Origin of the sequence: Phaeobacter sp. CAU 1743 (genome assembly GCF_039839315.1) — a bacterium.
GTDB lineage: Bacteria > Pseudomonadota > Alphaproteobacteria > Rhodobacterales > Rhodobacteraceae > Phycobacter > Phycobacter gallaeciensis_A.
This window is the reverse complement of sequence record NZ_JBDOQR010000091.1, coordinates 1-13657: the sequence shown is the minus strand read 5'-3', so window position 1 is coordinate 13657 and position 13657 is coordinate 1. Positions and strand designations below refer to the sequence as shown.

Genomic DNA, 13657 nt, shown 5'->3' with positions numbered 1-13657 from the left:
CTGGAAGTATAGGTATTCTTGGTCATGGCGTGATCTCCCTGGCGGTTGCTGCCGCCGGTTGGGTGGGTGGATGTTCACCCGGAGATTACGCCGCCTTCAAATTTCCACCAACTCCGAGACACGACCGTGTGACTGCCAGCCCAAGACTGTATCAGACTGTTTCAGTCTCATACGGTCTTGGTCCAATATAAGTTGAAATGGTCCGATGCCGGATTTGACAGGCACCGGACGCCAGCCTGAGGTTTCCGGCGCCATGCGAGAGCAATGCGCAAAACTGTGCGAACCAAATTGTTCGCAATCAATACCTGGTCGCACACAATGAAAAGAAGCAGCATGTTTTTCTCAGAGCCGGAGCCTTGCCGCGCGAAGGGAGTCGAATTGGCCCCTGGAATTCTGAGGATCGTCGCGAACAATCCCGGAAAGATGACCTACCACGGGACAAATAGCTACATCATTGATACGCCTGATGGTCGGTTCATAATCGACCCCGGCCCAGCAGAAGACAGTACACATTTCGAGGCAATCATCAAAAATTTGGGGGCCAAACCATCCGGGATTCTGCTCACACACCACCATTCTGATCATTTTGGAGTCGTCCCAGCCCTGCGAGCACGGACAGACGCACCTGTTTATGCCTCACGGGCATTCCCTGACGATGCATTTCGACCTGACCGGTTTCTGGAGGACGGACAGGTCATTGCCGGTCTTACCGTCCTGCACACACCTGGTCACGCGAGCGACCACCTTTGTTTCGCGAGACCTGACGGAGTGCTCTTCACGGGCGACCACGTTATGAGTTGGAACAGTTCGATCGTCAGCCCCCCTGACGGAAACATGCACGACTACTGCGCGCAGCTACAGCGGCTGATTGAGCGCGACGATAGGATCTACTTTCCGGGGCACGGACCTATACTCCGGGATCCGCAACCTTACGTCAAACGGTTGCTTTCCAACCGCATGCGTCGCGAGGCGGAGATCCTCGCCCACCTCTCAAACACCCCGGATTCGGTCCAGAATATCGCCGCTTCCGTCTACCAGAAAACCGACCCACATATCGCAATGGCCGCAGAACGAAACGTTGCGGCGCATCTGGAGAAGCTGTTGTCTGAGTCGCGGGTGGTACAAGATGGCGAGGCCTGGAAATTAACATAAACTTAACTATCGGATCTTTACGTTCACACGCAGGGTTTTCCCGGCCCCAAAGCGAGCCTACCTCGAAATCTCGCCTGCCAACACCGCTCGTCCGTGCACCGCTAAGGTTGCTGAGAACCTCTGACACCCAAACTTGCGGATTACATCCAGTACTCGCGCTTCGTAGGCAGCGTGACCGATCAAACGACACAGGTCGGACGCGTGGAACTGGCGGTTCGCAGTCGGGGCGGCTTGCATCTGTCTCAGCAATTCGCGCTCTTTGGGGTCTGCTACCCGTTTCTGCGATGGTTTCACCTCGGGACGAGGCGGAGTCCCTGGCGAATTCCGCCATCGTCGCATAAAGCCAAGCAGGAAGCCGGCCGGCACCTTTCCGTTGCCTCGGGACCGGTTGAAGGCGAGGAAGCGATCCCAGATGACCTGGGTGTCGATGTTCCAGCAGGGCAACGTGGCCTTCGCTGCTTTGATGAGCTCCGCCCAACTTGTCTGAAAAACGTTCGAACTCGTGGTGATATCGATCAGCCCTGAGAAGATAGTTTTGTTTTTATTATCTCTAGATAGTGATGTGTCGCCTTCACCTGACACGAGATCATGGGTTTCACTCTCCTCGTCGAAAGCGGAAAACCGAAAGATCCAGGGCGCGAACTTGCCATTCGGCTTCGCCCGCTCGAGCTGCAACTCCGAAGCCTCAAGTTCGCTCAGAAGAACCGCAAGATACTGCCGTGAGACACCCATCTTCTCCGCCAGGGCCGAGAGGGTGAAGGCTGCCGTTCCGCGCGACAAACCGTTGTAGCCATCCTTCCAGGCGATGGCATCGAGGATGAGGGTGGCAAGCTTGTGCGCTGCAACAGAGAGATTTGTCTGCGTAATCCGTCGCAGGATCAAGCCGGTCGTAGGTTCCATGGTCGAGGTCTCCTTGGAGATCCGACGCCATGTCGTGAGACAACAACATTCTTGCCAGCAAAACAACTTTGCTGGTTGCAGGTGTTTTAGCGGTGCGCTAGGAAACTCTTGTTCACGGAGTTTTCTAGCACGGCGTCAGGCTTCACGGTCTGGCGTCGTCTCCTTTTCAGGGGTTTTGCACAGCCTCCCGTGCGGGGTTGAGATGACGCGCGCGGCAAAACCGCGCGCAGATTTTGTCAGTAGCGAACTTCTTCAGACCCGTAGTTCCCGGTGTGATCACGCCAGTCGACGAAGACGGAGCGGTAGAAGTAGCTGCCACATCCATTCGGGATTCTCAGGTCGGATGCGGTCGGCACTTGGCCCACGTTGGATCTTGTCCATCGGTAATCGCCTTGCACGCCGTAGGACCCCAATCGCGTGGAATCACTGCGATTGCAGTCGCCATCTCGGTTTTCGTGCTGGCGATACTGGATGTGATAGACCCGTATGCTGCGCACGAAATCAAAGGCGTCGCCTGAGATGTCGATGTCGGCTTGCTCATCTGCTTGGACGCGAACAAGGGGTATCGGAGTCGATTCCTGCGGTTCGGGCGGATCGCGGAACGTGATGTCATAAAGGCGTTCCATAGGCGACATCGGACTGGGATCGTTGAGCGACACACCCATCGGACACCGCCAGATTTGTAAGGGCGGCTCGATCGGCCATGGCGTGATCCGCCGAATGAAGACCGCTCTGGCATGCGCGCAGGGCGCGGAGGCAGGCCAGCCGCCCGCAAGGCAGAGGAGGATCGCACAGTCGACCTGATAGGCCTGAGCCGGACCTGACGAGGCCATTAGTCCGGATATGCTTAGTGCCGTGGCTGTTGCCACGCTGTGGATCACGTGCTTCATGATGCCGACTCCATCTATAATGGTGCAGCGATACGAAACAACATTAATGATAGCAAGGGGATTTGATTGCGAGACGGAGCGAAAGGTCCCCGCTAGCGGTACCTTTCCCGGAAGAAGGTCTAAGCACGTGCGGGGTTCTGCTGTTAGCTCAGCAGGAACTGCGCGCAGCTACGAGACTACGGGGTAGAAAGGACGCCCCCAGTCTCCGCTCGGGTTATCCATCATCAGGTCAACAAAAACTGGCATCAGGAATGCAAGGATTGCCGCTCCATCGCGCACTTGCGCGCGATTCACGCCGCCGTTCCAAGTCGAACCGCCGTGCACGAGCTGGTTGCGCAGAACATACAGACGGTCAAAGACAAAACTCAAAACTCTCGCTGTGTCTCCAGCCTGGAACGCCTGTCCGAAGGCTCGGGCCGAAGCATTGAAACGCTCCTGCCAATCATCGAAGCCTTCGATTCCGTTGTGGTGTTGCCAGAACGGGCTGAAGACGTAGTGGTTCTCTAGGAGAAGACGAACTGGACCAGAGAAGCGCTGCCAAACGGCCTTGTAGATCTGCCGATCAGCATCCAGCTGTGTCAGCCGACCAAAGAATTCAAGGAACGTGGCGCGTTCACCTAGCGGGATAGACTGGAATTCTCGTTCGTCGGCGTAGGCTGCATTGAATGCGATCCAAAGAAATATGAACCGCGCGTCATCGTCTTCTTCACAGGCCTCGGCACGACCGATCCAACTGATTGCACGGTGGACACGAAGGCCCATGGTTTCGGGAAATCCCGAGCGAATGGCCCTCTGTTTTTCCTTCAGTGCTTGGAACGTCAAGCTGTCGTTCATAAAAATTCTCCTCGAAAAATCAGGTCACGGCATCGCGGCAAAATCGGAGCGGCGATAGCCCTCGACCATGGCTCGCAACTCCGCCGGGGCGATGACTTCAACCTTGTCGCCCCATTGATACAGGTGCCAAACCATCTCGAGCCAGCCCGCTGCATGGAAACGGACGATAAGACTGCCATCTGGCTGGTGTTCCAATGTCTGCCTTGGATGAAACTGAAAGCCGGCTGCACGAGCGGCTGCGTCTGGCCTGAAGCGCCAGACCACTTCCCCGAATTGCGCCGGATCTTGCCAGACCCCAAAGGCATGGGCTGCATAATCTGCAATGGTGAATCCGTTCTGGAGCTTGAAGCTTTCATTCAAGGTTTCTGCTTCGTGTATAAGATCAATGCGGAAGTTGCGGACCTCATCTGCCTTTGCTGGGTCACGCGCGGCAAGATATGTCCTGTGCCCCAGCAATACCCCATGCGGCTCCAAGATGCGTTTCTTCGTGTCCTGACTGTAGCGCACGCGTAACCGAAAAGGTCCGCGCAGCGCCTCGATAATTGCGTCAAGAATGTCGGGAGCGACACTGACACGGGGGCCGGGTCGTGTGACTTGGCCCATGGCCATGAGGACAGCCTCAGCATCCGCTTCGATGCGAGCTCGAGCCGGCACTCTTGCCAACATACCATCTCGAAGGTCCGCCAAGGCCTTTGCGTGCCGTAGCCTGCCTTCTGCTTCGGCTGAACGAGCAGCGATCTCCAGTGCTTCGGCGCCAGTTTCATGCCGAAGTTGTAGCCGTGAGAGTCCAGTGTCGCGTAAGCACCAGCGTCGCTTCCGGTCCTCACCGTCTTCAGTCACGACATTTCCGAAGGTGGCCTCCAACGCATCAGTCATGCGCTGAGCAGTGCGATGAGAAACCGAAAACTCGTCACAGATGTCTTCGAGACTGACCCCGCCGCGGCGCGCGGCGGCCATCTGAGCAAGACGAATGAGATCTTGGGCCTTGGAAAAGGACATGGGTTGTTCTGGACCTGTCAGTTTTTGACACCCTTGTAGGCTATTTGTGTCATTGCGTCCTGTCGAGCCGATTCCGGCAAGGTTGACCACGGTGCGAGTTGAGAGGCTCGTCAGGCGCAGCAGAACACAGAGAGGAAAAAACGATGCGTGGACGTGTGATCAAAATTGAACGGATTAGCTCTCGTGCCGGAGTGATTGAAGAGCCGGCAATCACCAGCAAAGGGTATCAGTTGGCGGACCCGGCGCATGGAAAGAACAAGCACCATGCCGAATTCGCAGTTTATGCCAATACGCTGGATGATGCGGCAAACTTAATCGCCAAAGGGTTTTCACTCTGGATGGGAGCAAAGGGCAAGCGCGCTTCCCTTATTGCGCCGAAAAGTCTTCGGATTGTTCGCGGCCAGAACGGCTTCGCCGCATAGCAGTGTCCGCAGCGCGTCGTCGGCTGTAAAGCGTCAAGAATCAAATGTTTGCCAAGCACGACAGATATTGACACCCACCGATGTTATTGAAGAAGCTGCAAGCTAACGAGACGTTTCCGCCCCGAGGGTTGCGCTCATTGATGATTGCTGGAACCCATGCGGAAAATTGACAACAAGATCCTTTTTTCGGCGACTGACCTGATGCGGTTCATGGGATGTACCCATGCGACAGCGCTCGACTTATTGCGCCTTAGAGGCGAAGGGCCCGCCCCGGGAGAAGACACAGAAGACGCCGCACTTCTGCAGAAGCAAGGAGATGCGCACGAGCTGGCGCATCTCGAACGTCTGAAGGCCGCGGGCAACAGAGTCGTGGAGATTGAACGGGGAAACATCGCCCAGGATTCCGAGACGACGCGCGCGGCACTGCAAAGCGGTGCCGAGGTCGTCTTCCAAGGTGCATTTCTATCTGGGAACTGGGGTGGATGGTCGGATTTTCTTTTGCGGGTGGATACGCCTTCAGCGCTTGGACCATTCAGTTACGAAGTGGCCGACACCAAACTGAAACGCCGACCGCATCCCAAGCATGTTCTGCAGCTCGTGCTTTACTCTGACCTTCTGACCGAAATTCAGGGTGTGCCTCCCGAGTTTGCGCATGTTGAACTCGGGACAGGTGAGCGTGCAACGCTGCGGCTGGCAGATTACGCACATTACGCTCGAGCAGCCCGTGCGCGGCTTGAGGATTTCGTGGCGGAACCGGCCACCACTCGGCCCGTGCCTTGCGCCGACTGCGGACTGTGTCGTTGGGCAGATCACTGTGCCTATGTATGGGCGAAGGAGGACAGCCTCTTTAATGTGGCGAATGTCACGAAGGGCCAGGTCAAGAAGCTTGAAGCAGCTGGTATCAAGACCATGGCGGAGCTGGCGGCGCTCGCCCAACCAGTACGCGGCATTTCCGAGAACACTCGCTTGCGACTGGTCACGCAGGCGCGTCTGCAGCATGACCGGAAGACTGGCGGACCAACGTTCGAATTGAGGGCGCCTGAACCTGGCAAAGGCTTTGACCTGCTGCCAGAACCAAAGCCTGGCGACGTCTTCTATGACATCGAAGGAGATCCACACTTCGAAGGCGGACTGGAATACCTGCACGGGCTCTGGTTTGACGGGCGATTTCTAGCGTTCTGGGCGCATGATCACAGGGCCGAGGCCCAAGCTTTGAGCGATTTACTGGCATTCTTCCGCGCAAGACTGGAAGAGCATCCTAAAGCGCGCATCTATCACTATGCCCCTTATGAAATTACGGCTCTCAAGCGGCTGACGACCAAATATGGAATCGGCGAAACCTTTCTCGATCGACTTCTACGCGAGCGCCGTTTTGTCGATCTGTTCGCCGTCGTGCGTGGAGGACTGATTGGTTCGGAGCCAAACTATTCGATCAAATCGATGGAAGCTTTTTACGACCGAAAGCGCGACGGAGAGGTCAAAACAGCGGGTGGTTCGGTCGTAGCATACGAAAGATGGCGCGAGATCGGCGATCAACACATCCTTGATGAAATCGAGGACTACAACCGTATTGACTGCATCTCGACCGAAGAGTTGCGAGACTGGCTGGTTGGCATCCGCCCGGCAGGACCGTGGCCATCGATTGGCCAAGACGCGACTCCAAAAGAAGCTGAGGAAGACGCAGAGACAAGGGCGCTCCGCGAGCGGATTGCCGCTTCTGCTTTGCCGGATGAGCGGCAGGATCTACTGTTCAATCTGGGTCTTTTTCACAGGCGCGAGGTCAAACCTGCCCAATGGGCCGTTTTTGACAGCGCCGCGAAAGACGAAGATGACCTCATCGACGATTTGGACGCCCTAGCTGGGCTGGAAGCGATTTCCGCTGTCGAGCCGGTAAAGCGTTCGTTTGCACGCCGCTACCGCTTTCCAGTGCAAGAGACAAAACTGCGGCCAGGAAAGAAAGCCACCGTTCCTGTTTTCGATGGCGCCCCGGTCTCTGTCAATATCGAGGAGATGGACCGGAGAAGACGCGAGATTACGGTCAAGGTCGGACCGGGAAAAGGCCACCTTTTGGAGGATCGCCTCTCTCTCCACCCCGATTGGCCGCTTGATACCAAGGTCATCGCAGCGGCTCTGCAGGACGTCATCGCCGATCAATGCACGGTCAAGTCCTACCGGGCCGTGGATGATCTTCTATGCAGAGCGGCGCCGCGGCTGACTACTGGGGCGCTGTCGCCGGTTGAGGACCCAGTCATAGGCACGATTGATGCCGTCGGCGCGATGGATCAAACGGTTTTGCCTATTCAGGGCCCCCCGGGCACGGGCAAAACGTTCGTCACTGCCCGCGCGATCCTGTCTCTTGTCCGAAAAGGCGCGCGCGTTGGTGTCACATCGAACAGCCACGAGGCCATCCGCAACGTATTGATGGGGTGCCTAGGTGCGCTTGAAGACGAAGATCTGCCGATCACGCTGGATCTGATTCACAAGGTTTCCGGGTCCGACGATGGCTACCCAGACGATTGTCCAATTCAACGCACTACAGATAACGCCGAAGCCGCAAGTGGCGGTCATGTCGTGGGCGGAACTGCTTTCTTTTTTGCGCGGGAAGAGAATGTGCAGGCATACGACTGGCTGTTCGTTGATGAGGCGGGGCAGGTTGGCTTGGCCAACATGGCTGCCATGGGGCGGTCTGCAAAAAACATCGTGCTGGTTGGCGATCCGAGACAGCTTCCGCAAGTGATCCAAGGGGCACACCCTGAACCCGCAAATCTTTCCTGCCTGGACTGGATGCTGGGCGATCACGCAACAATTCCGCCTGACAGAGGGATTTTCCTTCCCGTCACGCGCCGGATGCATCCCGACGTCTGCCGTTTCATCTCCGATCAGGTCTACGAAGGTCGTTTGATCAGTCACGCAGATACGGTCCGCCAAGGCGTATCGGGAACCAGTTTCCCAGCTGCGGGTGCCTTTTGGGTGCCCGTGAACCATGAAGGCAATGCGCAGATCGCTTCCGAAGAGGTTGCCGCAATTCAGGAGACGATTGACGACCTTCTGACGGGCACCTGGACTGAAAAAGACGGCACTGAGCGACCCATGCGCCGGTCTGACATCATCGTTGTGGCCCCCTACAACGCTCAGGTGAATGCCTTCCAAGATGCACTTCCCGATGGCATTCGGGTCGGGACGGTCGACAAGTTTCAGGGGCAGGAAGCACCTGTATGCCTTGTCTCAATGACGGCATCTTCTGCCGAAGAGACATCACGAGGCATGGAGTTTCTGTTTTCGCTCAACCGTATCAATGTGGCGGTGTCGCGTGCCAAGGGCTTGGCCTTGGTCTTCGGCTCACCGCGCTTGCGCGAGGCCAAGTGCGATACCGTGGAACAAATGCAGCTGATCAACACGCTATGCGCGCTGAAAAGCTATCAACCAGAATCAACGAGATAGGGAAAATGGACTGGAGCAGTTTCACAAACCGCATCTCCGAACTTGAAACAAAGCGAAAGCCCTCGGCTAATCGCCGTGCAGTGTTTGAAGTCATTCGGAACTCGAAACTGCGGCCAAACCCGGATTACGATGCAAGCCTCTATCTTGGCCCACTGATCGATCCGCAGGGTCGGCCGCTCTGTCTCGAGTATACGAACGATCGCCCAAACCTCTGGTTTCACGAGAGTCATGTGCCTGCGCTGCGCGATGCCGGCCTGGAACCCAGCAGGAAGCCGCCGTCCGGAAGCGACAGTGAAGGTCGCCACAGCGGGCTCAAGTCGAAAGGTTTTCAAGACATAGACGCTTGGAAGCTTGGTGACCTCGATCCCGATAGGGCGCGCGCAGCTCTGACCGCTCTTGGCTTTGCGGGAGACTTTCAGCTCGACCCGACTGCCGTGAAGCGCTGGATAGAGCGTCTGCAACACTTCTTTCCAAGCCTCGATCGCTTCGATCGCCCGGATCCAGATTTTGATGAAGCAGAACGAAACTACAAACTGGCAACGATCAACAAGCTGCGCCCGGCCCTGGAAAGCGCAGGCGATGACAGCTCGATTACAGAAGCCGTTTTCACCGCCGCGACTGTCTCTAACAACCTTTTGGATTGGCGCACGAGCGAACCTCTAAGCCCAAAGAGCAACGCTGATCACGGGCTTCTCGATCCCGCCGTTGCGTCGCTTGTACGTGCTGCACTTAGATCACCGGAAGAACATGCGGCGGCGCTCGACATCTTCGCAGGCATTTGGAAAGAGGCCGTGCCGAAAGGCACGGAAGACGCGGCGAGGCAGATCGGTGAGTTCATTTTCTTTCATCTATGGCCAGATCAGGCAGTCTACATCCGGCATACGGTTCGGCAGGAACTATGGCGCGAAGCAGTAGGAACACCATTCCCGAAGCATTCAACGCTTGCCGAGACCTACGCGGATGAGATGCGCTTTATGAAGGCAGTACGTCACGCATTCGAAGAGCGCGGCCTCGCACCTCGAGATATGATCGACGTTCAAAGTGCGCTTTGGGTCGTCCATAACTATGCGATGGAGGAAGGCGCAAAAGGCCACGCACTCGATCGAGCCCAGATTGAAGCCGCGATGGACGCATACGACAGCTACCGTGCGAACGGAGCTCATAGCGATATCTTTGGTGCCTTCGGTGAGCCACGCGACTATTGGGTCCGGTCATCGCGTGAGCGCGGAAACCGCGTTTATCCGACCAAACCGCTAATTGGCTTCATTCTCGGCAAGACAGAACTAAACGGTGGCTGGGGACAGAAGGCGGATGCTGCTGCGCGTCTTCACAACGCCGGTTACATTATAGTCGACCAAAACGATCAGCCCACCGAGCGCCCTGAGCGGTACGAACACCTGATGGAAGGTGCCGACCGGATCAGGCTCTGCGCCCTGAACTATTTCATCGAACCTGCCCGGGAAAAGTCGGCCAGGGAGGTCTCCATCCGCGCAGGAGACCTTTCTGCGGCAATCGGGTTGAAAGACGCGTTCCCGAACATCTGCCAGGCACTTGGCGGTGAAAAATTCCAGAAACTTGCGCAAGTACCACCGCCCACGAGCACCGAACCAAATCCAAGCAGTTCGACCGTTTTCACCTATACGCTAAATTCCCAACCGGAGGCGGACACCGTGACCGACACAAAAAAAGCGCCCTCGCCATCCGCCGTAAACTTGATCCTCTATGGCCCGCCGGGCACGGGCAAGACGTATCAGACGGCATGGGAGGCCGTCCGGCTGTGCTTGGGTGACGAGGCTACTGCTGCACTAAATGGACAAGATGGCCGAGCAGAGCTCATGAGCACGTACCGCAGCCTCGTGAGCGAGGGGCGCATCGAATTCGTGACTTTCCACCAGTCTATGTCCTACGAGGAGTTCATCGAGGGACTGCGACCGACTACGGATCAGTCCGAGGACAGCTCGGCGGGTACCGGGTTCCGGCTGGAGCCCGCACCCGGCATATTCAGGCGCATCTCGGAGCGTGCGGAGAAGGGCGTGCCGACAGTACCGCGAGAGAACGTCGTTTCCCTCGACGGGCGGCAGGTCTTCAAGATGTCGATCGCGCGCGCCAACGTGGCCGCGGAGGACTACCTGTTCGAGGAAGCCATCTCCGAGGGGCACACGCTCCTCGGCTGGGAGGACATCGACTTCTCCGACGACAGGTTTTCCGATGTCGAGGAGATACTGGAGGCTTGTCGTACCCATGGCGAGCGCGAAGGCGAGGTTACTCTCCAGTCGGGCCAAGTGAGCCAAGTGGACGTTTTCCGCAATCAGTTGGACGTGGGAGACATCATCGTTGTCACCAAGGGCAACCGACTGTTCCGGGCCATCGGCGAAATCACGGGGGAGTACCAATACCGGCAGCGGGACAACCGGAAATACTGCCACAGGCGGTCCGTGCGATGGCTCTGGGTCGACAGAGATGGGGTTCCTGCCTCCGAGATCTACGATAGCAATTTCACCATGAAGTCGATCTATGCCCTCGATCTGGCCCGCCTCGATACTGTTGCCATCGAAAGCTACATGAATAGCGGCGGCGAACCGATCCATCGGGAGGCAAGACCGCATGTCCTCATAATCGACGAGATCAACCGGGCAAACATCTCGAAGGTCTTCGGCGAGTTGATCACGCTTCTCGAGCCCGACAAGCGGCTCGGGACGGACAACGAGATCCGCCTCACGCTTCCCTATTCCAAGAAGTCCTTTGGCGTGCCTCAGAACCTCCATGTCATCGGTACGATGAACACGGCCGATCGCTCCATCGCGCTGTTGGACACAGCACTACGCCGCCGGTTTTCTTTCAAGGAACTGATGCCCGACCCTTCAGTTTTGTCGGACAACGTTGATGGGGTCGATCTGCAAAAGCTACTGTCTACGATCAACGAGCGAATCGAGTATCTGTTCGACCGGGAGCATCAAATCGGGCACGCGTACTTCACAGGCTGCCAGACGCGGGCGGATATTGAGAGCGTCATGCGAGACAAGGTGATCCCGCTTCTGGCTGAGTATTTCTATGAGGACTGGTCCAAGGTCGCAGCTGTTCTTGGCGACTCTACTCACGGTCCCGCCCGCTTCCTCGATGCCAAACAAATTGCGGTACCCGGAGGCATGACTGAAGACGACTTTTCTAGCGAAAAACTGCGGTGGACGGTCAAAGACAAATTCGACTTCTCGGAGTTTGCGGCCTGATGCCGGCCTTCACCCTGCGCGAATGGGAAACGTTGCCCCACGGCGAAGGGGACGGCTGCATTCCCGAGCATTTTGCCGAGCGTCTCGCGGCGCTCGCCAGAGCATCGACCTTTGCAGGAAGGGGTGGAGGCGGAGTGCTTGAGGATCGGCGCCATGAACTGCGGGCGCGTGGCGTTGTCGGGGTCCTGGCAACCGATGGCTGCAGCCTTGAAATTCTTCCCAAGATCGATGTCGAAGGGCAAGGAGGCGAAGCAAGAAAGAATGCTGCCATTCGCAAGCGTCTTGTTCACATGCTCGCAGTCGCACTGGACCTAAAAATCGAGACAGGCCAGATCACAGAGCTTGACTGGCAGCGCGAAACGCTTCTGGAAATTCTCATCCGCATTTTCTGCAGCAAGCTGACCGATGCCGTTCGTCGCGGCATGCCGCGGCGATATATTGTCCAAGAGGATGACCTTGCAGCGTTGCGCGGGACGCTCAATCTGCCTCGTCAATTTACTCGTCACGCAGCGAACCCCTCACGGCTCGCTTGCAAATTTGATGAGCTGTCAGAAGACATCGCTCTGAACCGCATCATGAAAGCAACGGTCGCACATCTTTCCAGAATGTCGCGCAGTCCCGCCAATCAACAGCGTTTGCGCGAACTGGCTTTCGTCTACGCCGATATATCCGAAGTCGCTGTTCCTGCGCTGAAATGGAATGAGGTCATCATCGACCGGACAAACCGGGCGTGGCAGGAATTGTTCGGGATGGCGCAACTTTTTCTGCGTAATCGGTACCAAACGACGAGTGCCGGGGTGGGGCGGGGGACTGCACTTCTCTTTGAGATGAACGCACTTTTTGAGGAATATGTCGGCCGATTGATCACACGCGCTTTGGCACGCACGGAGTATCGGGTCTCTCTACAAGGCGGGAGACTATTCTGCCTGACATCGCTCGATGATGACCGCGCTGTGTTCCAGACGAAACCCGATATCCTGATCTGGCGTGCGGGGCAGGTTGTCCATGTGATCGACACGAAGTGGAAGCGGATTTCCTCCCGTATTGATGATCGAAAACAAGGAGTGTCCCAAGGCGACGTCTATCAGATGATGGCCTATGCGCACCTGTACAAAGCCCCGCGACTGACGCTGCTCTATCCGCATCACCAAGATCTTTCAGGATCGGAAGGTCTTCAGGCCCAGTTTCGGATATCAGGTCAGGAGACGATCATCGAGACGGCGAGCGTGGATGTCGCAGTTGGTGACGACATGATCGCCCGCTTGAAAAACATCATTGCGTTGGAGACTGACGGAGCGTTGGTCTAACGGTTGATTTCTACTGGCGGCACAAACCCGTAGTCGCTTACTCGAGAGCATTCAGGAACCTGGCGTAGTCATCACTGACCTCCCTCGCCTCAACAAAGGCGCGAGCGCGCTCGGCGTCGAGACAACGGAAGTAGTCCTGCACATCGGCAATGTAGGTCTCGAAATCGCTTCTGATCAGATCGGCGTAGGCACGCATGTCTTCTTGCGACTGAGGCAAGAACGGGGTCGATTCCGGCTGGGGGCAGGATCGTATCATAAGGTCCGCCGCCCTTATTTTTCTTCATTTGCAGAAGCGCTGTGTTCACTTTTGGGCGACGGTGTGACGCAATCTCATCTCTGTTTGTCGGGCTGCGACGCATTTTAAAGCGGTTCCAGCTTTCATTGAATCAAAGGGGATTCACAGCGGGCTATTTTTCTGATTCATCCTGTTCAGGAGGATCAGATCATGCCCAACCCGCTTTCTGCCGATATTCGAGCCCGTTTTG

At 56.7% G+C, this 13657-nt stretch carries 10 protein-coding genes; 5 read left to right on the top strand and 5 right to left on the bottom strand.

Annotation, left to right across the window (positions count from 1 at the left end):
• Nucleotides 1–333: 333 nt before the first annotated feature.
• Nucleotides 334–1152, top strand: a complete 819-nt coding sequence (locus AAFO90_RS22210) for an MBL fold metallo-hydrolase (protein ID WP_136340210.1) — start codon at nt 334–336, stop codon at nt 1150–1152.
• Nucleotides 1153–1209: 57 nt separating this feature from the next.
• On the opposite strand, the gene AAFO90_RS22205 is transcribed toward AAFO90_RS22210, so the two are convergent.
• From AAFO90_RS22205 to AAFO90_RS22190, 4 genes are all read right to left on the bottom strand, one after another.
• Entirely contained in the window at nt 1210–2052 is an 843-nt protein-coding gene (locus AAFO90_RS22205; RefSeq protein WP_347510820.1) for a hypothetical protein, read from the bottom strand.
• Between the two features lie 236 nt (nt 2053–2288).
• A complete protein-coding gene (locus AAFO90_RS22200; protein WP_347510819.1) occupies nt 2289–2942 on the bottom strand; it encodes a hypothetical protein in 654 nt (217 codons plus the stop codon).
• Between the two features lie 168 nt (nt 2943–3110).
• Nucleotides 3111–3776, bottom strand: coding sequence for a hypothetical protein (locus AAFO90_RS22195; RefSeq protein WP_347510818.1), 666 nt, complete (start codon nt 3774–3776; stop codon nt 3111–3113).
• Nucleotides 3777–3800: 24 nt separating this feature from the next.
• A complete protein-coding gene (locus AAFO90_RS22190; RefSeq protein WP_347510817.1) occupies nt 3801–4775 on the bottom strand; it encodes a WYL domain-containing protein in 975 nt (324 codons plus the stop codon).
• 143 nt (nt 4776–4918) lie between these two features.
• On the opposite strand from AAFO90_RS22190, the gene AAFO90_RS22185 reads away from it, so the two are divergent.
• From AAFO90_RS22185 to AAFO90_RS22170, 4 genes are all read left to right on the top strand, one after another.
• Nucleotides 4919–5197: a hypothetical protein gene (locus AAFO90_RS22185; protein ID WP_244691455.1), complete on the top strand. Its 279-nt coding sequence runs from the start codon at nt 4919–4921 to the stop codon at nt 5195–5197.
• A 156-nt stretch (nt 5198–5353) separates the two neighbouring features.
• The gene (locus AAFO90_RS22180; protein WP_347510816.1) at nt 5354–8638 is read left to right on the top strand and encodes a TM0106 family RecB-like putative nuclease; all 3285 of its coding nucleotides are present in this window, start codon (nt 5354–5356) and stop codon (nt 8636–8638) included.
• On the top strand, nt 8599–11865 hold the full coding sequence (locus AAFO90_RS22175; RefSeq protein ID WP_347510815.1) for an AAA family ATPase: 3267 nt from the start codon (nt 8599–8601) through the stop codon (nt 11863–11865). The genes AAFO90_RS22180 and AAFO90_RS22175 overlap by 40 nt, the downstream gene beginning before the upstream one ends.
• Nucleotides 11865–13172, top strand: a complete 1308-nt coding sequence (locus AAFO90_RS22170) for a restriction endonuclease (protein ID WP_347510814.1) — start codon at nt 11865–11867, stop codon at nt 13170–13172. The genes AAFO90_RS22175 and AAFO90_RS22170 overlap by 1 nt, the downstream gene beginning before the upstream one ends.
• Before the next feature lie 37 nt (nt 13173–13209).
• Here the strand turns inward: AAFO90_RS22170 and AAFO90_RS22165 are convergent, their stop codons facing one another.
• The gene (locus AAFO90_RS22165; RefSeq protein ID WP_347510813.1) at nt 13210–13428 is read right to left on the bottom strand and encodes a hypothetical protein; all 219 of its coding nucleotides are present in this window, start codon (nt 13426–13428) and stop codon (nt 13210–13212) included.
• Nucleotides 13429–13657 lie beyond the last annotated feature (229 nt).

Bases quoted from the DNA above. Each gene is read 5' to 3' on its own strand.
- AAFO90_RS22200 (WP_347510819.1), bottom strand. From the start codon at position 2,942: ATGAAGCACGTGATCCACAGCGTGGCAACAGCCACGGCACTAAGCATA.
- AAFO90_RS22175 (WP_347510815.1), top strand. From the start codon at position 8,599: ATGCGCGCTGAAAAGCTATCAACCAGAATCAACGAGATAGGGAAAATG.
- AAFO90_RS22205 (WP_347510820.1), bottom strand. From the start codon at position 2,052: ATGGAACCTACGACCGGCTTGATCCTGCGACGGATTACGCAGACAAAT.
- AAFO90_RS22210 (WP_136340210.1), top strand. From the start codon at position 334: ATGTTTTTCTCAGAGCCGGAGCCTTGCCGCGCGAAGGGAGTCGAATTG.
- AAFO90_RS22195 (WP_347510818.1), bottom strand. From the start codon at position 3,776: ATGAACGACAGCTTGACGTTCCAAGCACTGAAGGAAAAACAGAGGGCC.
- AAFO90_RS22165 (WP_347510813.1), bottom strand. From the start codon at position 13,428: ATGATACGATCCTGCCCCCAGCCGGAATCGACCCCGTTCTTGCCTCAG.
- AAFO90_RS22180 (WP_347510816.1), top strand. From the start codon at position 5,354: ATGCGGAAAATTGACAACAAGATCCTTTTTTCGGCGACTGACCTGATG.
- AAFO90_RS22190 (WP_347510817.1), bottom strand. From the start codon at position 4,775: ATGTCCTTTTCCAAGGCCCAAGATCTCATTCGTCTTGCTCAGATGGCC.
- AAFO90_RS22185 (WP_244691455.1), top strand. From the start codon at position 4,919: ATGCGTGGACGTGTGATCAAAATTGAACGGATTAGCTCTCGTGCCGGA.
- AAFO90_RS22170 (WP_347510814.1), top strand. From the start codon at position 11,865: ATGCCGGCCTTCACCCTGCGCGAATGGGAAACGTTGCCCCACGGCGAA.